The 24,786-nt window shown below is 68.1% G+C and carries 25 protein-coding genes; 9 read left to right on the forward strand and 16 right to left on the reverse strand.

Annotated elements, in window-relative coordinates; all coding sequences use genetic code 11:
- A partial coding sequence (locus ACFTWF_RS41105; protein ID WP_378466826.1) for a bifunctional FO biosynthesis protein CofGH occupies positions 1-1,979 on the reverse strand: 1,979 nt, incomplete at its 3' end.
- A 45-nt stretch (positions 1,980-2,024) separates the two neighbouring features.
- Positions 2,025-2,210: a hypothetical protein gene (locus tag ACFTWF_RS41110; protein ID WP_378466827.1), complete on the reverse strand. Its 186-nt coding sequence runs from the start codon at positions 2,208-2,210 to the stop codon at positions 2,025-2,027.
- 83 nt (positions 2,211-2,293) lie between these two features.
- Between ACFTWF_RS41110 and ACFTWF_RS41115 the strand changes: the two genes are divergently transcribed.
- From ACFTWF_RS41115 to ACFTWF_RS41125, 3 genes are read left to right on the forward strand one after another with little or no spacing between them, the layout of a single operon-like run.
- Positions 2,294-2,794 (forward strand): PH domain-containing protein, encoded by a 501-nt coding sequence (locus ACFTWF_RS41115; protein ID WP_378466828.1) that lies wholly within the window; start codon positions 2,294-2,296, stop codon positions 2,792-2,794.
- Positions 2,791-4,332, forward strand: a complete 1,542-nt coding sequence (locus ACFTWF_RS41120) for a PH domain-containing protein (protein WP_378466829.1) — start codon at positions 2,791-2,793, stop codon at positions 4,330-4,332. Before ACFTWF_RS41115 ends, ACFTWF_RS41120 begins: the two co-directional genes overlap by 4 nt.
- On the forward strand, positions 4,317-5,057 hold the full coding sequence (locus ACFTWF_RS41125; protein ID WP_378466830.1) for a uracil-DNA glycosylase: 741 nt from the start codon (positions 4,317-4,319) through the stop codon (positions 5,055-5,057). Before ACFTWF_RS41120 ends, ACFTWF_RS41125 begins: the two co-directional genes overlap by 16 nt.
- A 107-nt stretch (positions 5,058-5,164) precedes the next feature.
- On the opposite strand, the gene ACFTWF_RS41130 is transcribed toward ACFTWF_RS41125, so the two are convergent.
- Positions 5,165-6,001 (reverse strand): uroporphyrinogen-III synthase, encoded by an 837-nt coding sequence (locus tag ACFTWF_RS41130; RefSeq protein WP_378466831.1) that lies wholly within the window; start codon positions 5,999-6,001, stop codon positions 5,165-5,167.
- 39 nt (positions 6,002-6,040) lie between these two features.
- On the opposite strand from ACFTWF_RS41130, the gene ACFTWF_RS41135 reads away from it, so the two are divergent.
- Positions 6,041-6,418 (forward strand): VOC family protein, encoded by a 378-nt coding sequence (locus tag ACFTWF_RS41135; protein WP_378466832.1) that lies wholly within the window; start codon positions 6,041-6,043, stop codon positions 6,416-6,418.
- Positions 6,419-6,421: 3 nt separating this feature from the next.
- Here the strand turns inward: ACFTWF_RS41135 and ACFTWF_RS41140 are convergent, their stop codons facing one another.
- The 6 genes from ACFTWF_RS41140 to typA form a co-directional block, all read right to left on the reverse strand.
- On the reverse strand, positions 6,422-7,939 hold the full coding sequence (locus ACFTWF_RS41140) for a catalase (protein WP_378466833.1): 1,518 nt from the start codon (positions 7,937-7,939) through the stop codon (positions 6,422-6,424).
- Positions 7,940-7,969: 30 nt separating this feature from the next.
- A complete protein-coding gene (locus ACFTWF_RS41145) occupies positions 7,970-8,398 on the reverse strand; it encodes a hypothetical protein (protein WP_378466834.1) in 429 nt (142 codons plus the stop codon).
- Between the two features lie 14 nt (positions 8,399-8,412).
- Positions 8,413-8,571: a hypothetical protein gene (locus tag ACFTWF_RS41150; protein WP_167344029.1), complete on the reverse strand. Its 159-nt coding sequence runs from the start codon at positions 8,569-8,571 to the stop codon at positions 8,413-8,415.
- Between the two features lie 100 nt (positions 8,572-8,671).
- Positions 8,672-9,550 (reverse strand): N-acetyl-1-D-myo-inositol-2-amino-2-deoxy-alpha-D-glucopyranoside deacetylase, encoded by an 879-nt coding sequence (gene mshB / locus ACFTWF_RS41155; protein ID WP_378466835.1) that lies wholly within the window; start codon positions 9,548-9,550, stop codon positions 8,672-8,674.
- Positions 9,547-11,361 carry an ABC transporter family substrate-binding protein gene (locus ACFTWF_RS41160; RefSeq protein WP_378466836.1) on the reverse strand — a complete coding sequence of 605 codons (1,815 nt, stop codon included), beginning with the start codon at positions 11,359-11,361 and terminating at the stop codon, positions 9,547-9,549. The genes mshB and ACFTWF_RS41160 overlap by 4 nt, the downstream gene beginning before the upstream one ends.
- A 122-nt stretch (positions 11,362-11,483) precedes the next feature.
- Complete coding sequence (typA, locus tag ACFTWF_RS41165; RefSeq protein ID WP_378466837.1) at positions 11,484-13,391, reverse strand: translational GTPase TypA; 1,908 nt, start codon at positions 13,389-13,391, stop codon at positions 11,484-11,486.
- Between the two features lie 334 nt (positions 13,392-13,725).
- Between typA and ACFTWF_RS41170 the strand changes: the two genes are divergently transcribed.
- Complete coding sequence (locus tag ACFTWF_RS41170) at positions 13,726-13,902, forward strand: hypothetical protein (protein ID WP_005253649.1); 177 nt, start codon at positions 13,726-13,728, stop codon at positions 13,900-13,902.
- A 2-nt stretch (positions 13,903-13,904) separates the two neighbouring features.
- Here the strand turns inward: ACFTWF_RS41170 and ACFTWF_RS41175 are convergent, their stop codons facing one another.
- A complete protein-coding gene (locus ACFTWF_RS41175; RefSeq protein ID WP_378466838.1) occupies positions 13,905-14,327 on the reverse strand; it encodes a (deoxy)nucleoside triphosphate pyrophosphohydrolase in 423 nt (140 codons plus the stop codon).
- 16 nt (positions 14,328-14,343) lie between these two features.
- On the opposite strand from ACFTWF_RS41175, the gene ACFTWF_RS41180 reads away from it, so the two are divergent.
- Positions 14,344-14,628 carry a 4a-hydroxytetrahydrobiopterin dehydratase gene (locus ACFTWF_RS41180; protein WP_005239148.1) on the forward strand — a complete coding sequence of 95 codons (285 nt, stop codon included), beginning with the start codon at positions 14,344-14,346 and terminating at the stop codon, positions 14,626-14,628.
- On the opposite strand, the gene ACFTWF_RS41185 is transcribed toward ACFTWF_RS41180, so the two are convergent.
- Entirely contained in the window at positions 14,576-15,922 is a 1,347-nt protein-coding gene (locus tag ACFTWF_RS41185; protein WP_378466839.1) for a mannosyltransferase, read from the reverse strand. The two genes, ACFTWF_RS41180 and ACFTWF_RS41185, sit on opposite strands and share 53 nt — an antisense overlap.
- Positions 15,923-16,237: 315 nt before the next feature.
- Between ACFTWF_RS41185 and ACFTWF_RS41190 the strand changes: the two genes are divergently transcribed.
- On the forward strand, positions 16,238-17,020 hold the full coding sequence (locus tag ACFTWF_RS41190; protein ID WP_378466840.1) for a hypothetical protein: 783 nt from the start codon (positions 16,238-16,240) through the stop codon (positions 17,018-17,020).
- A 105-nt stretch (positions 17,021-17,125) separates the two neighbouring features.
- Positions 17,126-17,476: a hypothetical protein gene (locus ACFTWF_RS41195; RefSeq protein ID WP_378466841.1), complete on the forward strand. Its 351-nt coding sequence runs from the start codon at positions 17,126-17,128 to the stop codon at positions 17,474-17,476.
- 10 nt (positions 17,477-17,486) lie between these two features.
- Here ACFTWF_RS41195 and ACFTWF_RS41200 read toward each other — a convergent pair whose 3' ends face one another.
- Positions 17,487-17,954 carry a MarR family winged helix-turn-helix transcriptional regulator gene (locus tag ACFTWF_RS41200; protein WP_378466842.1) on the reverse strand — a complete coding sequence of 156 codons (468 nt, stop codon included), beginning with the start codon at positions 17,952-17,954 and terminating at the stop codon, positions 17,487-17,489.
- A 337-nt stretch (positions 17,955-18,291) separates the two neighbouring features.
- Here ACFTWF_RS41200 and ACFTWF_RS41205 point away from each other — a divergent pair, with 337 nt between their 5' ends.
- Positions 18,292-18,795, forward strand: a complete 504-nt coding sequence (locus ACFTWF_RS41205) for a nuclear transport factor 2 family protein (RefSeq protein WP_378466843.1) — start codon at positions 18,292-18,294, stop codon at positions 18,793-18,795.
- 4 nt (positions 18,796-18,799) lie between these two features.
- Here the strand turns inward: ACFTWF_RS41205 and ACFTWF_RS41210 are convergent, their stop codons facing one another.
- The 4 genes from ACFTWF_RS41210 to nuoL form a co-directional block, all read right to left on the reverse strand.
- On the reverse strand, positions 18,800-19,534 hold the full coding sequence (locus tag ACFTWF_RS41210) for a DUF1906 domain-containing protein (protein ID WP_378466844.1): 735 nt from the start codon (positions 19,532-19,534) through the stop codon (positions 18,800-18,802).
- A 155-nt stretch (positions 19,535-19,689) separates the two neighbouring features.
- A complete protein-coding gene (gene nuoN, locus ACFTWF_RS41215) occupies positions 19,690-21,312 on the reverse strand; it encodes an NADH-quinone oxidoreductase subunit NuoN (protein ID WP_378466845.1) in 1,623 nt (540 codons plus the stop codon).
- A complete protein-coding gene (locus tag ACFTWF_RS41220; protein ID WP_378466846.1) occupies positions 21,309-22,880 on the reverse strand; it encodes an NADH-quinone oxidoreductase subunit M in 1,572 nt (523 codons plus the stop codon). The genes nuoN and ACFTWF_RS41220 overlap by 4 nt, the downstream gene beginning before the upstream one ends.
- On the reverse strand, positions 22,877-24,769 hold the full coding sequence (gene nuoL / locus ACFTWF_RS41225) for an NADH-quinone oxidoreductase subunit L (protein ID WP_378466847.1): 1,893 nt from the start codon (positions 24,767-24,769) through the stop codon (positions 22,877-22,879). The genes ACFTWF_RS41220 and nuoL overlap by 4 nt, the downstream gene beginning before the upstream one ends.
- Positions 24,770-24,786: the final 17 nt, after the last annotated feature.

The following is a 24,786-nucleotide window of genomic DNA, read 5'->3' on the forward strand; positions in this document are numbered from 1 at the left end:
CCACCCCGCGAGGCCCCGTTGACGATCTCCATCGGGGAGAACGCGTGCACATGCATCGACGGCACCCGCTCCTTCACCGCCCGCACCAGATCCGCGTACCCGGTGACCGGCAACTCCGGGTCGATCCCGCCCTGCATGCACACCTCCGTCGCGCCCGCGACGTGCGCCTCCCAGGCCCGGTCCGCGACCTCCGAGGTGGACAGCGTGAACGCATCCGCATCCCCCTTGCGCTGCGCGAACGCACAGAACCGGCACCCGGTGTAGCAGATGTTGGTGAAGTTGATGTTCCGGTTCACCACATACGTCACCTCCTCGCCGACCGCATCCCGGCGCAGCGCATCCGCCAACGCCACCACCGCCTCCAACCCCGCACCGTCCGCCGTCGCCAACGCCAGATACGCATCGTCCGACAACCCCGCCGGATCCCGTTCCGCGGCCCGCAGCGCCGCCAGCACATCGGTGTCCACCCGCACCGGACCGGACAACTCCAGCACCTGCTCGCGGACGGTCTCCCAGTCCCCGAACGCACTGCCCACATCGCTGCGGGTGTCGGTGTTGCGGCCGGCGGTGTCGATCTCGGTGTGCAGATCCACCCGGCCCGCCGACTCCCACGACTCGTCCGGCTCCTGCCACGGCAACCCCACCGGCGTGACATCGTGCCGCGCCAGCCCGGTGGTCGGGTCCGCGAGGGCCTGCACGTGCCCGGTGATCCGCGGATCGATCCACGGCGCCCCGGCCAGCACGAACTGCGGCTGCGCCGCCGTCCGCTCGGTCAGCACGAACCCGGCCGCCGCGGTGATCTCCGCCAGGGTGTCCAGGTTCGGCCACGGCCGCTCCGGGTTCACATGATCCGGGGTCAGCGGCGACACCCCACCCCAGTCGTCGACCCCCGCCCCCAGCAGCGCGGCGCACTCGGTGGTCGACACCAGATTCGGCGGCGACTGAATCCGCATCCCCGGCCCCAGCAGCAACCTCGACACCGCGATCGTCGCGGCGAATTCCTCCAAACCCGCGTCCGGGGTGTCGCGCATCGCGGTGTCCGGCTTGGCCAGGAAGTTCTGCACGATCACCTCCTGCACGTGCCCGAACGCCTTGTGCGACTTCCGGATCGCCATGATCGACTCGGCCCGCTCCCGGACCGTCTCGCCGATCCCCACCAAAATCCCGGTGGTGAACGGCACACTCAACCGGCCCGCGTCGGTCAGCGTCCGCAGCCGCACCGCCGGATCCTTGTCCGGGCTGCCGTAATGGCACTGCCCCTTGTCGGTGAACAACCGGGTCGACGTGGTCTCGAGCATCATCCCCATCGACGGGGCCACCGGCTTGAGCCGGGAGATCTCCTCCCAGCTCAGCACCCCCGGGTTCAGGTGCGGCAGCAACCCGGTCTCCTCGAGCACCCGGATCGACATCGCCCGCAGATAATCCAGCGTCGAATCGTAGCCCCGCTCATCCAGCCACTGCTTCGCCTCCGGCCACCGATCCTCCGGCCGGTCACCGAGCGTGAACAACGCTTCCTTGCAGCCCAATTCGGCGCCCTGCCGGGCGATCTCCAGCACCTCGTCCGGTTCCAGATACGCCCCCCGCCCCTCGGCCCGCAACCTGCCCGGCACCGTGACGAACGTGCAGTAATGGCACCGGTCCCGGCACAACCGGGTCAACGGGATGAACACCTTCCGCGAGTACGTCACCGCCCCCGGCCGGCCCGCCGCCAGCAACCCGGCATCGCGGACCTTCGCCGCCGACGAACACAGATCCGCCAAATCGTCGCCGCGCGCCTGCAACAGCACCGTCGCCTCGTCCACGTTCAGAGTGGCGCCGTCCCGCGCACGCCGCAACACCCGCCGCATGGCGGAGGCGGACGGTGCCACTTCCTGCGCGGATGCGCCGGACGGGGCCGGTGCCGGAACACCGGGCATGGGAAGCATCGTGGGCCGGCCGGATTCTTCACCTGAATGGGTCACCCAGCGATCATGCGCCATCGACGATGGACGCTGCCACCCAGACTCCCGGGAGCATGCGGATCGCTACCCCCGTGGGTAGTCCTCGTCGACCGGAACCGACCGGCTCTGCTCGGCCACGTCCGCCTCGTTCACCTCCAGCGACGACACTTCTTCGACCTCGTCGGAGTTGTCGTCGTCGACGGCGATTTCCTGCTCCAGCCGGTCTGCCTCGGGAACCTCCGGAGAATCGGCCGCATCGAATGACGTCATGTCTGCGCTCCTTTCACTTCGGGGGGTCCTCCCACGATAGGTCGCTTCTCGACAGAATGGCGGGGCACGGCCAAAGTAGGGGCATGAGTGTGCCCACCACCGTCACGATGGCGGATCCACTGTGGCGGCCCAGTCCCAAGGCCAGGCAACTGTGGGCGATCAACGCCGCCCTTCTCTGGTTTCCCGTCTTCGTCGTGCAAGCCGTCGCGCTCGTCTTCCACTGGTGGCCCGTGTGGGTGCACGTCACGGCCCTCGCGATCACCGTCGTGCTCGCGATTCTCCACGTCGCCGTCGTCCCGATCTGGCGGTACCGGGTGCACCGCTGGGAGATCAGCGACACCGCGGTGTACACCCGCAGCGGATGGTTCACCCAGGAACGTCGCATCGCACCCATCTCCCGCATCCAGACCGTCGACACCGAACGCGGTCCCATCGACCGCATGCTGGGTCTGGCGACCGTCACCGTCACGACGGCGTCGTCCGCCGGTGCCGTCAAGATCTCCGCCCTCGATCAGGCCACCGCCGACCGCACCGTCGCGCGGCTCACCGAGGTCGCGGGCACCAATGCCGGTGACGCCACGTGAGTGCGGCACCGGAACCGGGAATCGCTCCCCCCATCGCGCAGGGCGAGGCCGCGGTCGCCGCCGAGGAGGAACAGCCCTGGTTGCGGCTCGATCGCCGGATGCTGCTGGTCCACCCGGTCAACGAGATCGTGAAACTGCTGCCGGTGTTGCTGATTTCGCTGGTGATCGGCACACAGAGCGGCAACCACGTGTGGAGCCTCGTCGCAATCGCCGTGTTCGTCGTGTTCGGAATCTCACGCTGGTTCACGACGAGCTACCGGATCGGCCCGGTGCACGTACAGCTGCGGCAAGGCCTGTTCCGCAAACGCCTGCTGTCGGTTCCGCGCAACCGCATCCGATCCGTCGACGTGGAGGCGGGGGTCCTGCATCGCCTGCTGGGCCTGTCGATCGTGCGCATCGGCACCGGTAAGCAGGTCGGGTCCAAGCCGGATGCGGCGAAGTTCGAACTCAACGCGCTCTCCGCTGGGCTGGTTCCCGATCTTCGGGCCGCACTGCTCAACCGCCAGGCCGCTGCGGGAACCGAGCACACCGCGGTCGCGCAGGAGCCTGCGGTGACCGAGATCGGCCACTGGACACCGGCCTGGGTGCGTTACGCCCCGTTCTCGGTGACCGGGGTGGTGACCATTGCGGCGATCGTCGGACTCGCATTCCAGTACGGAATCGGCGCGAAGATCGCCCGCTCGTCGACGGTGGCCGCGGGCATCGAATCCGCCGAGCGCGTCGGGATCGTCCTCGCCGTGGTCGTCGGCAGCGTTGTCCTCCTGATCGTCGCCAGCGCCCTCGCCTGCGTTCGGTACCTGCTGACCTACGGGAACATGAGGCTGACGGACAACGGCCGCACCCTGCACGTCAGCCACGGGCTGTTGAAGACCCGCCAGACCACACTCGACCGCGCCCGCCTCCGCGGTACGACGCTCGGGGAACCGCTCCTGCTGCGGCTCGCCGGCGGCGCGCGTCTGGACGCCGTCATGACCGGCGTCAGCGCCGAGCGGCGGGAGTCCTCGCTGCTGCTCCCCCAGGGTCCGCGCGCGGAATCCGAACGGGTGATGGCCACCGTGATCGGCGACCACCGGCAGGCCGCGGTCACGCTCACGGCACACGGCCCGGTCGCCGCACGCCGGCGCTACACGCGGGCGCTGATCCCCGCCGAGGTCGCCCTCGCCGTCGCACTGGTGTTCCTGATCCTCGACCGGCCGGTGTTCTGGGCAGCCTGGGCCGGGATCGTCGCGCTCGCCGTCGGTGGCGTCGCGCTGGCGTGGGATCGGTACCGGGGACTCGGACATGCGGTGCTGCCCGGATGGTTGATCACCAGCAGCGGCTCCCTCGACCGCGCAAGGCACAGTCTCGAGGCCGCCGGCATCATCGGGTGGACCGTCCGTCAGACGTTCTTCCAGCGGCGCGCCGGCGTCGCGACCGTCATTGCCGCCACCCCCGCGGGCACCGGCAAATACCTGGTGATCGACCTTCCCGCCGATCAGGCGTGGTCGCTCGTCGAGTCGGTGACACCCGGCGGAGGCGACGTATGGGCGCGGCGGTGACCGACATCGCCGGACTCGACGCGCAGCTGATCGAATGCCGGGCCTGCCCCCGCCTCGTCGAGTGGCGAGAGCAGGTCGCGCGCGACAAACGCGCCTCGTTCCGCGACGAAACCTATTGGGGCCGGCCGGTTCCCGGTTTCGGTCCACCCGACGCGCCCCTGCTGATCGTCGGTCTGGCCCCCGCCGCGCACGGCGCGAACCGCACCGGTCGCATGTTCACCGGCGACCGCAGCGGCGACTTCCTCTACGCCGCACTCCACGCCGTGGGTCTGGCGAGTCAGCCCACCGCCACCCACATCGGCGACGGCCTCGAACTGTTCGGCGTCCGCATCACGGCCCCGGTGCATTGTGCACCGCCCGCGAACAAGCCGACCCCGGCCGAACGCGACCACTGCCGCCACTGGCTCGACTCCGAACTGCGGATCCTCCGCCCACACCTGCGGTCGGTGATCGTGCTCGGCGGTTTCGGCTGGCAGTCGCTGCTACCCGTCCTCGACGACGCCGGCTGGGCCGTTCCGCGGCCACGACCCAAGTTCGGGCACGGGGCGCATGTCGAACTGGCCGGCGCCGAACAGTCGCTGCACCTGTTCGGCTGCTACCACGTCAGCCAGCAGAACACCTTCACCGGTCGGCTCACCCCCGCCATGCTCGAATCCGTACTGTCCGACGCCGCACGCGCGGCCGGGCTGAGCGGGTGGCCCGGGCGAACGGTACATCCGACCTGACCGAGGCGCCGAACGTGCCGTTCACCCCGGCCCTACAACCACCGCACGAACGGGACGCCCGTTCGATCTGACGCAACGACCGTCCCATCGGTCCAATCGGTGCGCCCCTACTGCCGCCGGTTCGGGAGTTCCTCGATGATGTATTTGGCCATGCTGCCGAGCCGGGGCCGGGCGGGTTGCATGGTGTCGACGCCGAGGGCGGTGAGGGGCGAGGCCGTGACGGAGCCGACGCAGACCGGGGCGACGGGACCGCGGAATGCATGGAGGAGAGCGTCGACGCGGTCGGTATCCTTCGCGGTGCTCAGGAGGGACGACACGGCGGGTGCGCTGGTGAAGGTGACGGCGTCGACCTCGGCTCGGATGATCTGGTCGAGCAGCGTCCGCAGCGGTTGCTGGTTCTCGGGTCTGATCCACCGGTACACGGACACGGCCGTCGTCTCGGCCCCGGCGCCGGCGAGGGAGACGCTCAGGTCGGTCATCGGTTCCCATTCGGTGATGGTGCCGTGCAACTGGACCGCCACGCGCAGCCCGCACACGCCCTCGGCGACGAGGTGCTCGTGCACTTCCTCGGACGACTCCGTCTCCGGCGACCACTCCTCACGCAACCCGGCACCGCGGACGGCGCCCTTCGCCTTGGGACCGCGGGTGATGATCCGGGCCGACTGGAGGGCGCCGAGTAGCGCGTCCTCCTCGCCCCAGGCCCGTGCCGCGTCCAGCCATCCCCGGAATCCGACGGCGGTGCTGACGACCAGGAGGTCCGGTGGCGTCGCGATGACCTCGGCGGTGCGGGACCGTAGGTCGGAGTCGTCGGCGAGCGGTAACACGTGGATGGCGGAAGTGTGGGTGATCGCGGCCCCGTGCCGTTCGAGAAGCGTGATGAACTCGGCGGCCCGCCGTTCGGCGGTGACGGCGATGGTCAGTCCGGAAAGTTCGTCGTTCGACATTCACCCAGTGTGACGGACGAATCGCACTAGGCTGCCCCCATGATCACCGCGGTTCACACATTGGTCTACGCAGACGACCCCGACGCCGCCCGCGCCTTCTTCCGCGACGTGCTCGGCTGGTCCCACGTCGACGCCGGGGGCGGGTGGCTGATCTTCGGCACCGGGCCGTCCGAGATGGGTGTGCACCCCACCTCGGACGATCGGGGTGGTGAACCGTGGTCGACGAGACCGCACCACGAGATCTCGCTGATGTGCGACGACATCGAGTCGACCGTCGCGGAACTCGAAGCCAAGGGCGCCGAGTTCACCCGCGGAATCCGCGACGACGGATACGGCCTCACCACCGCCCTGAGGATCCCGGGAGCGGGCGAGATGATCCTGTACCAGCCCCGGCACCCGGTGGCGTACGACGGTTAGGGCCTAGGCCTTCGCCTGCGCGCTGCTGCGCGCCGCATTGGCCTGCTCCCCCGCCTTCGGGTCGGTCTCCGACTGCTTCTCCGCCACACCGTCTGCGATCCGGTCGCCGAGGGGCTTGTCGACATTGCGCCAGTATTCGAGCGCCTTCGCCAGGACCGGTTCGCTGACGCGGTTCAGCAGGTGGCCGACGATGTTGTCCACCAAGCGGTCCCGTGCGGCGTCGTCGAGTACTTCCCGGACCATCGTCCCGGCCTGACCCCAGTCGTCGTCGTCCCGGTGGAGCGCGTAGGGCGAGCGCACCATGTCGCCGGCGGCGTACCAGGTTGCAGTCTCCCCGACCTGTGACGGGTCAGCGTGCGGACCGCCTTTGGAGTTCGGCACGTACACCGGATCACCGGGGTTGTGGTGCCGCATGTTGCCGTCTTTCGAGTACGAGCGGACGGGGACGTGCGGGCGGTTGACGGGTAGTTCCTTGTAGTTGGCGCCGATGCGGTAGCGGTGGGCGTCCGGGTAGGAGAACAGCCGGCCGACGAGCATCTTGTCGGGGCTCGGGCCGATGCCGGGCACGAGGTTGCTGGGTTCGAACGCGGCCTGCTCGATCTCGCAGTGGTAGTCGGTGGGGTTGCGGTCGAGAGTCATCTTGCCGACGGGAATGAGCGGGTAGTCGCTGTGCGGCCACACCTTGGTGAGGTCGAACGGGTTGAACCGGTAGTCGTCGGCATCCTTGAACGGCATGATCTGCATGTTCAGGGTCCAGCTCGGGTACTCGCCGCCTTCGATGTGCTCCCACAGGTCCCGGGTGTGATAGTCGGTGTCCATGGCCGCCATCTGGTCACCCTCGTGCTGCGTGAAGAACTCGATGCCCTGGTCGGTCTTGAAGTGGTACTTCACCCAGAACTTGTCGCCCGCGGCGTTCACCCACATGTAGGTGTGGCTCGAGTACCCGTTCATGTGCCGCCACGTGCGCGGGATGCCGCGGTCGCCCATGAGCCAGGTGACCTGGTGCGCCGATTCCGGGGACAGCGTCCAGAAGTCCCACTGCATGTCGTGGTCGCGAAGGTTGTTGTCGGCACGCCGTTTCTGCGAGCGGATGAAGTCCTGGAACTTCATGGGGTCGCGCATGAAGAAGACGGGCGTGTTGTTGCCGACCATGTCGTAGTTGCCCTGGTCGGTGTAGAACTTGATCGCGAATCCACGCGGGTCGCGCCACGTGTCCGGGCTGCCGCGCTCGCCGGCGACGGACGAGAATCTGATCAGCAGATCGGTCTTCTTGCCGGGTTGAAAGAGGTCGGCTTTCGTGTAGGCGGAGACGTCCTCGGTAACTTCGAACCGTCCGAACGCCCCGCCGCCCTTCGCGTGCGGTTGGCGCTCCGCCACGCGTTCGCGGTTGAATTGGGCCATCTTCTCGATCAGGTAATGGTCCTGGAGGAGTATGGGCCCGTCCGTTCCGATCGTGAGCGAGTGCTCGTCACTCGTCACGGGGATGCCGGCGTCGTCGGTCGTGAAGTTCTGATCTGTCATCGCGATGCTCCTTCAGCAGACTGCTGGTCGCTATCGCGTACCCTCGCGCTCAGACGGTGAAACAGATCGGAAAGCCGCCTTGGCACTGACCTTCCACAAGTAGACGGCCGCGGGAACCAGCGCGCCGAACAGAAGCAGCAGGGTCGATACGGAGGCGAGCACGAGGACGTCGCCGCCGGGGCCGCCGACCATGCAGAGCAGGAAGCCGGCTCCCCACCCGGCGAGCGGAAGCACCCCCGCGCCGATCCGGCCGGTGGTCGACCGGGCAGCGATCACCAGCGCCAGGTTGACGACCGCGGCAACGAGGATGCTGATCGGGAAGGGTGTCGCCCCGATGTAGGAGGGCAGGAAGAGCACCGACAGCACGGCGCACAGGAAGCCGTCGAACACCAGCAGCGCGAGGGTGATCCTCCCCAAAGCATCGAGGTGCCCGGGTTTCGCTGCGGTGCCGACGGTCATGTGTCAATAGTGGATCACGCGACGGGCGGGTAACCCAGCAGGGTCAGCAAGTGGCTCTGCATGTCGGCGAATCCGTACAGCACGCCGTAATACAGGTCGTGCTGGGCCGGCCACGACGGCCGAAGCGTATCGACGAACGCGACGATGGCGTTCTGAACATCCCAGTTGTACATCTAGCGCCTCTCCTGACGGGTGTCACACGGCCTCGTCCGAGAACCGCTGCGTGACGTGCGCCACAGTGTAATACGTAACGTCGGTCACAGGTACCTGCGGTCAGTGACCGACGCCGGCGAAGAGGTCGCGCTCCCGGCCGTCGGGGCCCGTGTCGCCGAGTGCCCCTCGCACCAGCACGAAGTGTTCCTCGGTCAGGATCGGCTGCGCGATGTCGTTGGAGAGCGCGTACTCGGTGCCACTCGGTGCCACCGTCACCTGTGTGGCGTGCGCCGAGAGCGCCGCCCGCTTGGCGTCGAACACGCCCCGCACGTCGATGACCGTCGTCACGTCGGCGTCCGGGACACTCGGCAGTTCGCCGGGCTCCGGCAGGCGCCAGCCGTCGGGCACGTCCCCGATCCGGCAGAGACCCGACTCGAGCGCGGTCGCCTCGGTCACCGTCCAATACAGCTTCGCGACCTCCCAGGGGACGCCCGCCTCAGGGAACTGTTCGGTTCCCGCTGCCTCGACGGCCGCCGTGACGATCCGGTGCGCCTGGATGTGGTCGGGGTGCCCGTATCCGCCGTCCGGGTCGTACGTGACGACGACGTGCGGCCGCACCTCGCGAATGACCGCCACGATCGCCGCGGTCACCGAGGCCCGGTCGGCGTTGACGAAGGCGCGCGGGTTCGCCGCCGACGCCGTGCCCGCCATCCCGGAGTCACGGAAACGTCCCGCCCCCAGGAGGAATCGTGGCCGCCCCGCACCCAGATGCGAGAGCGCGGAGGCCAGCTCGCCGATCCGGAACCCGCCGAGTTGATCGGCGGCGTCCGCGACCAGGTGCGCCCACTCGTCGCCGATCACCTCACCTTCCTCGCCGAGCGTGCACGTCAGGACGTGGACGTCGGCACCGTCGGCGGCGTAGCGCGCGATGGTGCCACCGGTAGTGAGGGTCTCGTCGTCGGGATGGGCATGGACCAGCAGAAGTCGCCGCTCACTCATTCCTTGATCCTGCTCCAGTCTGCTGCGTCGCTGAATATTCCGACCGGCACGGCGCCCGACAGCGACACACCCTCGACGCCCGGTCCTGCCGCGACCAGCGTGCGGTCCTGCATGATCGGCAGCACCGCGGCGAGATCCCAGAGCCTGCGATCGGCGTCGGCGAGAGCCTGCGGCACGTCACCCGTTCCCCGCAGCGCGGCATCGATGGATGGTTGCAGCGTGGGATCGCAGACTCCGGACAGGTTCGACGGAGCCTCGGCCTCCACCACCGAATCACCTGCAGGGCCGGACGTTCCGGTGTTCGCCTGCGTCGCCGCAACCGCCGCGGGCGGGCAGCTGTGCCGGGAGGCCAGTGCCGTCGCCGGGTCGGATCCCGCGCGCGACCATCCCACGACCGCTCCGATGTCGCCCTTGCTCAGCGACTCTCCGTACAGCTCCTCGGCGGGGAGTGCCGTCACGGTGGCGTCGATGCCGGCGCCGCGCAACTGGTCGGCTGCCGTGTTCGCGACCGCACTGGCGGTGTCGTCCCCCTCGGGTGTCCCGATGACGAGGGTCAGCGGCACACCGTTGCGGACGAGCCGGGTCGTCGGCGCAGTGCCCGCGGGAACGGCGGTCGCCGTGGGCGTTTCGGCGACGTAGCCGTACTCGGCCAGTTGCGCCAGCACCTGCTCGCGGCTCGGCCGCGCGGGTGCGGTCGCGACGTAACCGGGGTCGGACGGGGCGTAGACCTGCGACCGCGCGGGAACAGCGGACGCTTCGCTGCCCGCGCCGACGACGGCGAGCAGGTCGGTGTCCAGGAGGTCCATGAGACTCTTCCGCACCCGGACGTCGGCGAGTTCGGGCACCCGGCCGTTCAGCGTCAGGTCGAGGCCACGAGGCTGATACGACGACCCGGTGCGCACCGTCGGGATCGCCGCGAGCTGCGCCGAAGTGGCTGTGCCGCCGTGGATCTGCACGACCTGGGTGTCGTTGTTGCGCATCGAGTCGGCGAGCTGGGAGGGCGATCCGTCACGGCGCATCAGGATCTGGTCGGGGGTCGCCGGCTTGTCCCAGAACCGGTCGTTGCGTTCGAGCAGGATCTCGTCGCGACCGCGATCGATCGACTTGATGTGGAAGTGCGCGCCCGACACCGGGATGTTCTCGGACAGCCCGGTCGCGAAGCCGCCCGGGGAATCCTTGATGAGGTGTGAGGGCAGCAGGTCGGTGAACAGTTCACGCCACGCGGGGTACGCGGCCTTCATCACGACGGTCACCGTCTTGCCGCCGCCGGACGACCTGACGTCCTCGATGAGCCGGTACCCGGCCGGGTCGACGACTCCGGGCGCACTGATCATCTGCTGCCACAGGTAGCGGAAGTCCTCGGCGGCGATGGGCGCGCCGTCGGACCACTGCGCCTCGTTCCGCAGCTGGTATGTGACGGTGAACGGCTCCTGCGACGTGACGTCCGCGGAGATCACGAGCGACGAGTCGGGAATCCAGTTGCTGCCGCCGGGGCGGGCGGGGTCGGGTACCGGACGGAACGGGCTCGGCAGCACGAGCGCGCTGACCGCGGAGTTCGCCGGCGACTGGTCCGACAGCAGGTGCGGGTTGAATCCGCTGCCCACGTCGTCGATCGCGACGACGACGGGCTGCTTCTCGGTGGGCGACACCGTCGGCTTGGGGCTGTCGGTGCTTTCGACGGGCGGGGGCGGATCAGCGGTGCACGACGTGAGTACCGTCGTCGTCACGGCCAGCAGGAGCGCGGCCACTGCCGTCCCCCGCCTTCGTCCCCACAGTCCTCGACCACTCGCGAGTCGACCCCCAGCACCCACCGCGCCGCCTTTCCTCAGAGATACCGGAAGGCTCCGGAAACCCACGAGCGAATGTACCTTCGGTCGCCTATCGACCGAAGGTACATTCGCCCGGTTGTGTATGACGTGGTCGGACGTGCCGACTACAGGGCCGCCTTGTCACGGGCCTTGGAGCGCGAACGCTCACGGGCACGGTCGGTGGCCGACAGGTGCACCTTGCGCACGCGCACGACCTCGGGGGTGACCTCGACGCACTCGTCGCCGGCGCAGAACTCCATCGCGCCTTCGAGCTCGAGCTTGATGGGCTTGGCGAGGGTCTCCATCACGTCGGCGGAGGACTGACGCATGTTGGTCAGCTTCTTCTCGCGGGTGACGTTGATGTCGAGGTCCTCCTGGCGCGGGTTGATGCCCACGACCATGCCCTCGTAGGTGTCGGCGCCGGGCTCGACGAAGAAGGTTCCGCGATCGGCGAGCTGGATCATCGCGAACGGGGTGACCGAACCGGTGCGGTCCGAGACGAGCGAGCCGGTGTGGCGGGCACGGATCTCGCCGGCCCACGGCGCGTAGCCGTGGAAGACGGCGTTGGCGATGCCGGTGCCGCGGGTCTCGGTGAGGAAGTCGGTGCGGAAGCCGATCAGGCCGCGCGACGGGACGATGAACTCCATCCGGACCCAGCCCGCGCCGTGGTTGGCCATCTGCACCATCTTGCCCTTGCGGTTGGCGAGGAGCTGGGTGATGGCGCCGAGGTATTCCTCGGGGCTGTCGATGGTGAGCTCTTCGAAGGGCTCGTGCACCTTGCCGTCGACCTGACGGGTGACCACCTGCGGCTTGCCGACGGTCAGCTCGAAGCCTTCGCGGCGCATCTGCTCGACGAGGATGGCGAGCGCGAGCTCACCACGGCCCTGGACCTCCCAGGCGTCGGGGCGGCCGATGTCGAGGACCTTGAGGGAGACGTTGCCGACCAGTTCCTGGTCGAGGCGGGACTTCACCATGCGGGCGGTCAGCTTGTGTCCGCTGACCCGGCCGACGAGCGGCGAGGTGTTGGTGCCGATGGTCACCGAGATGGCGGGCTGGTCGACGGTGATTCGGGGCAGCGCGACCGGGTTCTCCAGGTCGGCGAGGGTGTCGCCGATCATGATGTCGGCGAACCCGGCGACGGCGACGATGTCACCGGCGACGGCCTTCTCGGCGGGCTGACGCTCGACGCCGACGGTGGCAAGCAGTTCGGTGATCTTGGCCTTGGTGACCACGGGCTCGCCGTCGACCTCGCGGCACCAGGAGACGGTCTGACCCTTGGTCAGCTCGCCGTTGTGGATGCGGACCAGCGCGAGGCGGCCCAGGAACGCGGACGCGTCGAGGTTGGTGACGTGAGCCTGCAGCGGGGCGTCGACGTTGCCCTTGGGCGCGGGCACGTAGTTGAGGAGGACCTCGAACAGGGCGTCGAGGTTCTCGGCGTCCGGCGCGTGACCGTTCTCGGGCTGAACCTTGGACGCCTTGCCCTCACGGCCGGAGGCGTACAGAACGGGAAGGTCGAGGGCGAGCTCGGCGGCTTCGGCGGCCTCGTCGTCGAGGTCGGAGGCCAGGTCGAGCAGCAGGTCGTGGCTCTCGGAGACGACCTCTTCGATGCGGGCGTCGGGGCGGTCGGTCTTGTTGACCACGAGGATGACGGGCAGCGACGCGGCGAGCGCCTTGCGCAGGACGAAGCGGGTCTGCGGCAGCGGGCCCTCGGAGGCGTCGACGAGCAGGACGACACCGTCGACCATGGACAGGCCGCGCTCGACCTCGCCGCCGAAGTCGGCGTGACCGGGGGTGTCGATGACGTTGATGACCGTGACACTGCCGTCGCCGTGATGCTTGTGGACGGCGGTGTTCTTCGCGAGGATCGTGATGCCCTTCTCGCGTTCGAGGTCGCCGGAGTCCATGACGCGATCGACCAGTTCGGCGCGCTCCTCGAATGCCCCCGACTGACGCAACATGGCGTCGACGAGAGTGGTCTTGCCGTGGTCGACGTGTGCGACGATGGCAACGTTACGGAAGCTGGTGATGGTCACGCGGTGGCTCTCCTGGCTGAGTTGATTCGGCCACGCGAAAGTTCCCTCGCACGGCTTTCTGGCGGCCGCCTTGTCATCTCGATTCAGAATCCTCGTCGAGGCGATGGTAAATCGCCCAGTACAGGCATCGCGGCCACGTGAATACTACCCGCCCGAACGGCTACTTCGCGCATCGCCGGCTTCGCGGGGCATGCCCGACCAGCGTAAAGTGATCTGCGCCACGTCGAATTCTGCCTGTCTCGCGTGTGCGGCGGGGCCTAAAGCTGAGGGGACGCTAACCTGAGCGGAGCCGGCGGATACCGGCGTTCACCGGAGTAGGAAGGCCGAGCCGGGTATGGGCAAGGTGAAGGCCAGCAAGGTCTCGGGTCTCAAACCGAAGAAGAAGTGCTGCCGCAGCAAGACGCGGTGCATCAAGTGCCCGGTCGTGATCATGCGCATGAAGAAGCTCGAGAACGAGGGCGCGTCCAAGAAGGAACTGAAGAAGGGGCTCAAGAAGGCCCGCGCAGCCTGAGGTCAGCCCCACCCGTTCAGGTGCAGCCGCAGGTCCGGCACCCATCCGCGGTCGTTGTCGACAAGGTCGATCTCGCCCAGTTCCCGTCCGTCCACCCACCGCAACTCCGCGTGATCGAGCGCGGCGGGGGTTCCCGACACCAGGTGAACGCGGTATGCGCGCAGCACCCGGCCATCGGGCAGCGGCACGTCGTCACCGATCCGGTCGCCGCCCGACACCTCGACGCCGAGTTCCTCCCGCAGTTCGCGGCGCAGCGCGTCCTCGGCGCTCTCCCCCGCCTCCGCCTTGCCGCCGGGCAGCTCCCACTGCCCCGCGAGTTCCGGGGGCCGCGTCCGCTGCGCCAGCAACAGCCGGCCGTCGACGATGATCGCGGCCGCCACGACCTCTCCGGTGTGGTCGACAGGTCTTGCACGTTCCGCTGGCACCGCACCATCATGGGGTATGGCCGAGTTGCTGTCAGACGGAGAGATCGACACCGCGCTCGCGGAACTGCCCGGGTGGCGGCGAGCCGGCGATTCGCTTGTCCGCACCGTGGAGTCGCCGAGTTTCCCCGAAGCGGTGGAGCTGGTCCGGAAGGTCGCGGAGGCGGCGGAGGCCGCCAACCACCATCCGGACATCGACATCAGGTGGCGGAAGGTCACCTACACGCTGTCGACGCATTCCGCAGGCGGGCTCACGCAGCTGGATCTGGATCTTGCTGCGCAGATCGACTCACTGGCGGGCTGACCGTAGGCGGGGCCGCGGCGGCCCGCGTCGCGCGGCGCCCCGCGTAGGCCACCCAGGCGTAGACACCGAACGCACCCACGACGTCGACGGTACCCAGCCACGCGAGGATCGCGGGGCGGGAGATCAGCCAGATCGAGTCCTGGAAGAAACTGAGCACCCACGGCACGCCGATGAGTGTCGTGACGAGCCAGTAGGCGGCGAGGATCCGGGTGCCGAGCATCGACCCGTACGGGCCGTGCAGCAGCCAGATCAGCATCGGGATCACCCACACCCAATGGTGTGACCATGAGATCGGGGAGATGAGCAGGCCCAGCAACTCGACGATGACGAGGGTGCCGAGCCGATCGTCGCGGGCGATCGCCCGCCAGGCCAGGACGGCGAGGACGAGGGTGACCGCCACGGCCAGCAGCCAGACCGCGCCGGTCTCGACGTCGTACCCCAGCAGCCGCGACAGCGCGCCGCGCAGCGACTGATTCCATACCGAGCCGACCGGGCCGATCCGATCCGCGTCGCCGAGCAGGTGGGTGAAGTACTCCCGCGCCTCCGAGCCGATCAGCAGGTAACTGAGTCCCACGGTCGCGGCGAAGGCGATCCCCGAGAACACGGCGGCCTTCCATCGGCGCTGCAGGAGGAAATAGAGGCCCGTGATCGCCGGGGTCAGTTTGATCCCGGCGGCGATACCGACGAGCGCACCCGACAGCCACCACCGCGAACCGCGGACGGCGGTCATCACCAGCAGCGCGAGGAAGACGTTGATCTGGCCGTAGTCCAGGGTGGTGCGCACCGGTTCCACCCACACGCCCACCGTGGTCCACAGCACCGCGACCGCACGCCAGTGCGGCGTGCGTGCGGTGTCGCCGAGGACGAGTCCCAGACTCATGCGGGCCAGGGCGTAGAGGGCGAGGATGGTGAGCAGCTGCCAGCCGACCCCGACCAGCGGGAACGGCAGGTAGTGCAGGGGAAAGAAGACGAGCGCGGCGAACGGCGGATACGTGAACGGCAGCGGAAAGTCCGGTGTCACTTCCGAATAGGTGAAGTCGTAGAGACTGCCCCCGTGCAGCGCCTCGGACCCGTCGACGTAGACGTGCAGGTCGACGAGGTTCATCCCGTTGGGACTCAGCAGCGTCCACGCCATTCGCCCGAGCACCGAGAGCACGAGAAGCACAGGCGCGCACCGCAACAGGGTGTGCAGGGCCGACGTTCCCCACGACGACGTGGGAGAACGCTCGGACGGGTGGTCGGAGGATGCTCCGTCGTCGGACGCTGCATGGTCGGACGCTGCATGGTCGGACACAGTGTGGTGCTCTCCTGTGAGGTGTAGACGTCTCAGCCGATCCCGAAACGGTCCCGCACAGCGTAGACGGCGGCGCCCGCGGGCCCCGAGGTGTCCGTAGCAGTGCGTAACAGTTGCATCACCAATCACACGGACCACATCGACCACACGCTATCGTCACCAGAGGATCACCGTCGGGGTCTGTATGCCATACACTCCCCACCGGGGTGCCACAGCTACCGGTGAACGAACTCGTGAGCTGTACAACCCGGGGGCGCTGTACATAGAGTGACCCCCCGAGCCGTCAGCGCGGATTGAGTTGTCGTCCACGCTGTTATGACTAAGGATGGGGAGACTGTGCTTCGAACCCGAGGTATGCGCAGAGCAGTGACTGCTCTCGCTCTGGCCGCAGCAGCCGCGATGGCGGTGCCGGCCCAGGCGATCGCGCAGCCGACGCCGCCGCCCGTGCCCGAAGGCATCCCCGTGGAGATGCTCGCGTCGTTCGCACCTGCGATCATCGGAGCAGCCGCAGGTACCGAAGACATCGCCGCAGGCCCGCAGGACGCGATCCTGGATCAGGCCCGTAACCTCCTCGAATCCCCCGGCATCCCGCCGGAGCTCAAGTCCACTCTCGAGCGCGTCATCACGTTCCTCGACGGCAGCGGCGGCGGCGGTCCCGAGATCCCCAAGGAGAACGCACCCGTCATCGCGCAGTTCCTCTACCCGACCATCGGTAAGGGCTGCATCGGAGAGGGCGCCGACTCGGTGGGCACCGCACTCGCGGTTCCCGGTCCGGCCGTCCTGCCCCCGCCCGGACCGAAGGCAGGTCAGGCCGGTTTCGTGTTCACGGCTCTCGGAACCAGTTCCGTTGCCCCCGAACAGCCCAATCCACTGACTGTGACGTGGATCAACCTGGACAACCAGCGCCGCGCCACCCAGAACCTCACCAACGAGGCCAAGATCAACCCGGACGGACCGGCCACGCTGTCGGCCATCGCGGACACCGGCCCGGGCCGCGTCCTCGCCGTCGTCTCGGGTGGACTGACGACGCAGAAGGAGGGCGCCGCGCCGATCACGTGCAGCTTCCTCCCCACCGTCGGCATGTTCCAGGTCGCGTAGGACCCTCGACACCGATACACGAAGGGCCCCTCCGGATATTTCCGGAGGGGCCCTTCGTGCACCGCACCCCTGTTTGCCGACGGTGCCGCCGTGGTAGACCGAGGAATGCCCTCGATGCACCACACCTCGGACCATTCACTGCGATCGCGACACGCCCGGCGTTCGATCCTCTCGATCCGCTCGGAGGGATCGATCCTGTCGATCGGTTCCGCCTATTCGATCCTGTCGGTCGGCAGTGTCGGCTCGGTGCTCTCGATCGGGTCGGTCGGGTCGGCCGGGTCGGTCCTGAGCACCGCCTCATTCGCGAGCCTCGGATCCGCCCTGTCGGGGCTGTCCCGGTGGTCGCTGATGTCGTGGAAGGGGTGGCACGACGCGCCACCGGAACACCCTCACCTGACGGTCATCGCCGACGAGCCGGACCTCGCGCGCGACGCGACCGCGCACGTCCAGTCCTGACGCTCCCGGCTCAGGACGTCCTTCCGCGGCGCGGCCAGGAATTGCCCTCGACCTTCTCGATCTCGCCGTTGAACTTGGTCAGCAGCCGGCGCAGCTCGTCCCGATCGTGGGCACTCCATCCGGCGATGATGCGCTCGACGCCGTTGCGACCCAACGTCCGGTCGGCGTGCAGTTGTTCGATGCCCCGAGGTGTCGCCTCGACCTTACGGGCCATTCCGCCGTCCGGGTCGGGGACTCGGTCGACGAGCCCGCGCTTGAGCAGCGCGCCGATCTGCCGGTTGATCGTCGAGATGTCGAGCCGGAAGGCCTCGGCGAGCTGCTTCAGGCTGAGCGGATGCTCCAGCTCCAGGCGGCCGAGGATCAGGTAGGCGGAACGGTCGAGTTGGAATCCCGCGCGCTGGGCGTGGGCGTGATACCGCGACAACAACGTCAATTCGTTCTCGACAGCTGCCACCACGTCGCGATCGGACACCGCCACCTCCACTCGTCGCCCTGGTTCTGCGCGTCCCATTCTGCCCGGGATCAAATATGCATCCTACACATAATGTGTATCATGCACATTACCCGTGGCGAGACGACAAATCAGGACCCGTTGACGAACAGCGCAGTGAAGAGGACCGACGCGACGGTGTACACGAAGTTGAGGAGCAGATCCATGGGGACCTCCGGTTTCGGAGTGACAGGAGTGACGAGAGGGTAATCGGGGTTTCCACGGTCAGCGTTTCACAGTCCCATCCACCGGAAAACGCCGCACACTCGAACTGAAACGTGTTCTCATTCTTCGGGGAGTGCCGGACGAGAGAAGGGATGCATGCATGCCGTGGAGCCGTGCCGAACTGGAAGACGCATTCGCCCACTATCAGCGAAGCGTCGGTCGCTGCGTCGAACTCGGCGACTGGAACGGCTTCGCCGACCTCTTCACGGAGGACGCCACGTATGTCGAGCACGCCTTCGGACAATTCGACGGACGCGAAGCCATTCGCCGCTGGGTCACCCGCACCATGTCGGCGTTCCCCGGAAGCCGGATGACCGAGTTCCCGGCCAACTGGTACGTGATCGACGAAGACCGGGGATGGGTGATCTGCGAGATCGACAACCCGATGGAGGATCCCGGAGACGGTTCGGAGCACGCGACCGCCAACATCACCATCCTGCACTACGCCGGCGACAACCTGTGGTCGCGCGAGGAGGACGCGTACAACCCGATGAACTTTCTCGCGACGGCCAAGAAGTGGTGTCGCGCAGCGGAAGCCGCCGGGAACCTGCCCGACGACGCCCGGGAGTGGCTGACGAGAATCGGCGGACAACCGGCCGCGTGACCAGTCACCACTGCCCGTAGTCGGGCTTCAGGATGTCGTTGAGATCGATGCCGACCCCGTCGACGTTGCTCGCATCGATCTCGTACTGGTGCAGGTGCGCCGACGGGTGGACGTACCCCTCCGGCGTGCCCCAATCGTGCTGCCAGTAGAACGAACCGAACCCGGCGAGGATCGCCAGATCCAGCGTCTTCGAGTTGGCGTAGATGCCGGTATTGCCCTTGCCGACGACCGACTCCCACCCCGCGAGGTACGGGCCGATCATGGTGAGGAAATCGGTGGGCGAGGGATTGTCGTCGATGGACGCATAGATGGGCCGGTCCTCGGAACCGCCTGCGGCGAGGTGCAATTCGAGGCCGCGTTCGGCGTGGCGCTTACCCGCCTCGAGCCCGCCGCGCCAGTCGGCCGTCGGCCCCTTGCCGAACTGGTAGCACGACACGACCGACAGTCCGGCATCGAGCAGCGCCTGCGCCTCGTCGGCGAGCATCGGCTTACCCTCCATCCACTCGGCGCCGGGACGCCGATCGGACACGTAGCGGATGGCGCCGTCGTACCCCGCCTCGAGAATGGCGTCCGCCGAGGGGACGCCACCCGCGTAGTCGATCAGGGTGCCCAGACCGTCCGCCTTCGCGACGGCGACCGAGGACGTGGTGGACGTGAGCGCCGCGATTCCGGCCACGGCAGATCCCGCCGCCGCGTACCGGAACAGGTCTCGTCGAGAAATCTGCACTGTGGCCCCCATATCCGATCGGTCGCGCTCCGGCGTGTCTCCGACACTCACTCTCGTGCAGTCGGTATCTTGTCCGGTTTGCATTCCACCACACTCACACCGGTCCCGCCAGCCACTTGCACTACATCCGTCACATCGGGCACTCGCGACCCGCAGGCACCCTCAGGTCAGCGGAAGAACACCGCGGCCTGGTCCGCCAGATCCAGGGCGCCCTGCGGCAGGATTCCGAGCACCACGGTCACCACCACTCCGACGGCGATGGCGGCGGCGGTGAACATGCTGGGCACCACGATCGTCGGGGCGTCGCTCTGCGGTTCCGAGAAGAACATCAGCACGATGACACGGACATAGAAGAACGCCGCGATCGCGCTGCTGACGACACCGACGAGAACGAGCGGAGCGGCGCCGCCCTCGACGGCAGCCTGGAAGACCGCGAACTTGCTGACGAACCCACTCGTCAACGGGATTCCGGCGAACGCGAGCAGGAACAGGGCGAAGACCCCGCCCACGAGCGGCGACCGCCGCCCCAGCCCCGCCCAGCGGGACAGGTCCGTTGCCTCACCCCGGCTGTCGCGCACCAGGGTGACGACCGCGAACGCGCCGAGCGTGCTGAATCCGTAGGCCAGCAGATAGAACATCGTGGACGACAGACCCGCCCGGTTGGCCGCGATCAGACCGGTGAGGATGAACCCGGCGTGCGCGACGGACGAGTAGGCGAGCATGCGTTTGACGTCGCTCTGCGTGACCGCCAGGACGGCGCCGACCACCATGGTCAGGATGGCGACTCCCCACATCACGGGCCGCCAGTCGGCGCGCAGGTCCGGTAGTGCCACGTAGAAGATGCGCAGCATCGCACCGACCGCGGCGACCTTGGTGGCCGCGGCCATGAAGGCGGTGATCGGCGTCGGCGCGCCCTGGTAGACGTCCGGAATCCAGGAGTGGAACGGCACGGCGCCGATCTTGAACAGCAGACCCACCGACAGGAGCGCGGTACCGATCAGTGCCAGCGCCTTGTCGTCGGTGCCGCGAGCCAGCGCGTCCGCGATCCGGGGCAACTCGACCGTGCCCGCGTAGCCGTACAGCAATGCGACACCGAACAGGAAGAACGCGGACGAGAACGCACCCAGCAGAAAGTATTTGAGGGCCGCCTCCTGCGACAGGAGGCGGCGACGCCGCGCCAGCCCGCACAACAGGTACAGCGGCAGCGAGAGCACCTCCAGGGCGACGAACATGGTGAGAAGGTCGTTGGACGCCGGAAACAGGAGCATCCCGCCGACCGCGAACAGCGTGAGCGGGAAGACCTCGGTATGCCCCGGGGCGGACCGGGTGGCCTCCCGTTCGGCGACACTGCCGGGGACGGCGAACGCCTGCGGGGTGAAGGCATCGGTTCCCCCTTCCGACTCCGCCCCCGCCGTCGCGGTGACCTCCGCGGTCGCCGCCGCGACCCCGCTGTCGACCCCGCGCTCCGCGATGAGCAGGATCGCGGGGATCGAGATGAGCAGGATGGTGCCCTGCAGGAACAACGTCGGGCCGTCGACGGCCACCGCGCCCACGACCACCGAGGCGCGGGTCCCGGCGAGCAGGACGACGGCCACGAATGCGGCGGTGAGACCTCCGAGTCCGAGAACGAGGTGGCTCGAGTAGCGGACACGCCGCGGCAGGAACGCCTCGACGAGTACACCCGCGACAGCCACTCCGAACACGATCAGCATGGGCGCCAGCCGGCTGTATTCGATGTCCGGCGCCGGCAGCATCGCGGACTGGGCGAGGACGAGTTCGGAGGGACTCATCGGTGCGTACCTCCCTGGGGGTCCTGCTCGGCGACGGTGGGTGCGGGATCGTGCTCACCGACGGTGACGAGGACGTGGCTCACCGCGGGCGTGATGACGTCGAGTACGGGTTTCGGGTAGACGCCGAGGACGAGCAGCAGCGCGATCAGCGGCGCCACCACTGCGATCTCGCGGCGCACGAGGTCGCGTACCGACTCGTTGCCCTCCTTCACCGGCCCGGTCATCATCCGCTGGTAGAGCCACAGCACGTAGATCGCGGCGAGGACGAGCGCGAAAGTCGCCACCACGGCGGCGATCTGGTAGCGAGAGAACGTGCCGATCAGGACGAGGAACTCACTGACGAAGGGCGCCAGCCCCGGCAGCGACAGCGTGGCGAGACCCGCCACGAGGAACGTCCCGGCCATCACCGGGGCGACCTTCTGCACGCCGCCGTAGTCGGCGATGACGCGCGTGCCGCGCCGCGACACCAGGAATCCCGCGATCAGGAACAGGGCCGCAGTCGAGATGCCGTGATTGACCATGTAGAGCGTCGACCCGGCCTGCCCCTGGCTCGTCATGACGAAGATGCCGAGGATGATGAACCCGAAGTGGGAGATCGACGTGTACGCGATCAGCCGCATCACGTCGGTCTGCCCGATCGCCAGGACCGCGCCGTAGATGATGCCGATCACCGCCAGCACCGTGACGAACGGCGCGAAGTACGCGGATGCGTCCGGGAACATCTGCAGGCAGAAGCGCAGCATGCCGAATGTGCCGACCTTGTCGACGACGGCCATCATGAGCACCGCGCTGGCCGGCGTGGCCTCCACCGCGGCGCCCGGCAGCCAGGTGTGGAACGGCCACAGCGGCGCCTTGACGGCGAACGCGAACATGAATCCGAGGAACAGCGCCTTCAGCACGCCGGGGTCCGCGTCCAGCCCTTCGGCGACGATCACCCGGAAGTCGAACGTACCGCCCCCGAAGGCGTCCTGACGGGCCGTCACCACATACACCCCGATGACCGCCGCGAGCATGATGAGGCCGCCGAACAGGTTGTAGAGCAAGAACTTCACCGCGGCGTACGACTTCCCCACCCCACCGAATCCACCGATCAGGAAGTACATCGGGATGAGCATCGCCTCGAAGAAGATGTAGAAGAGCAGGACGTCGAGGGCGGTGAACGACACCATCACCATCGCCTCGACCACCAGCGTCAGCGCCACGTACGTGTGGGCCATCCGCCGCCGCGTGTAGTCCGGAGCGGAGTCACCGTCGTTCCACCCCGCCAGCAACAGCAGTGGCACGAGAACGGCGGTGAGGAGCACGAGGACGAGCGCGATGCCGTCCAGGCCGAGGATGTACCGGGTGCCGAACGCCGGGATCCAGGCGTGCGATTCGACGAACTGGTACTGCTCGCCGGTCGGATCGAATCGGATCGCGAGCACGACCGCCAGGCACAGCACCACCACGGACACGCCCACCGCTGTCGACTTCGCGAGCGCGCGCCGGTCGACGGGCAGGGCGAGGACGACACCGGCGCCGACGAGTGGCAGCACCCACAGGGCGGTCAGCCACGGGAACCCGCTCACCACAGCCTCACCAGCATCGTGGCGACGAGAAGCGCCGCGCCCGCGAACATGAACAGGGCGTACGACCGGACGAACCCGGTCTGCAGGCGCCGGAACCGCATCGACGTCCCGCCGACCAGCGCGGCGAACCCGTTGACGGCCCCGTCGACCCCCTGGTCGTCGACGGTCACCAGCGTTCGCGTCAACTCCTGCCCGGGCCGCATCAACACCGCTTCGTTGAACGCGTCGCCGTACAGATCCCTCCGGGCCGCGACGGTGAGCGCGGTGACCTTCGCCGGCGCGACGTCGGGGACCGGCTGCCGGGCGTACTGCCGGTAGGCCACCGCCACCCCGGCGAGCACCACCACCAGGGTGAGACCCGTGATCGCCCAGACCGGGAGCGCGGGCTCGCCGTGATGGGCCCCGACGACAGGTTCCAGCCAGTGCTGCAGCGAGGAACCGACGGCGAGCAGCGCACCCGCGGCCACCGAGCCGACCGCGAGCAGAATCATCGGCACCGTCATCACCCCCGGCGACTCGTGGGGGTCGGCCTCGGGTTCCCAGCGCCGTTGTCCGAAGAAGGTCATCAGCATCACCCTGGTCATGTAGAAGGCGGTGAGTCCCGCACCGAGCAGCGTCACGGTTCCGAGGACGATGCCCTCGGCGCCCTCGGCGGCGAACGCCGCTTCGATGATCTTGTCCTTGGAGAAGAAACCGGAGAAGGGCGGAATCCCGATGATCGCCAGGTATCCCAGCCCGAACGTGACGAACGTGATCGGCATGAAGGTCCGTAGTCCGCCGTAGTGCCGCATATTCACCTCGTCGTTCATCCCGTGCATCACCGAGCCGGCACCGAGGAACAGACCGGCCTTGAAGAAGCCGTGGGTCAGCAGGAGCATGATCGCGAACGCATACCCCGCCGGTCCCAGGCCGGCCGCGAGCACCATGTACCCGATCTGACTCATCGTCGACGCCGCCAGTGCCTTCTTGATGTCGTCCTTCGCGCAGCCGATGATCGCGCCGAACAGCAGCGTCACCGCGCCGACGATCACCACGGCCAGTTGGGCATTCGGGGCCAGGTCGAAGATCGCGCCCGAACGGACGATGAGGTAGACACCCGCGGTCACCATGGTCGCGGCGTGGATGAGCGCCGACACCGGTGTGGGGCCCTCCATCGCGTCACCGAGCCAGGACTGCAACGGAACCTGCGCCGATTTGCCGCAGGCGGCGAGCAGAAGCGCCAGCCCGATCGCGGTGAGTATCCCCTCGCTCGCGGCCTCGGCGCCCGTGAACACGTCGGCGAATTCGACCGAACCGAACGTCGAGAACATCATCATCATGGCGAAGACAAGGCCCATGTCGCCGACGCGGTTGACCACGAACGCCTTCTTCGCGGCCGCCGCCGCGGTCGGCTTGTACTGCCAGAAGCCGATGAGCAGGTACGAGGCGAGACCCACACCCTCCCAACCGACGTACAGGCCCAGAAAGTTGTCGGCGAGGACCAGCAGCAGCATCGCGGCGAGGAACAGGTTCAGATAGGCGAAGAACTTCCGGCGCTCCGGGTCGTGCGCCATGTACCCGACCGAGTAGATGTGGATCAGCGAACCGACGCCGGTGATCAGCAGCACGAAACACATGGACAGCTGGTCGAGTTGGAGTCCGAAGTCCACCTGCAGTGCGCCGACCGGCACCCAGCTGAACAGAACCTGGTGCACCGTGCGGTCGGCCGTGTCCCGGCCCAGCATGTCAACGAAGAACGCGACGCCGAGCGCGAAGGAGGCCAGCGCCGTCACACAGCCGAGGAGGTGACCCCACGAATCGCTGTGCCTGCCGGTCAGCAGGAGCACGGCGGCACCGAGGAGCGGCAGAACCGGGAGGAGCCACACGGCCGACGAGAGCGTTCCGCTCATGCCGCACCGCCGATCGG

Source organism: Rhodococcus sp. NPDC056960 (assembly GCF_042674125.1).
Taxonomy (GTDB): Bacteria; Actinomycetota; Actinomycetes; order Mycobacteriales; family Mycobacteriaceae; genus Rhodococcus_F.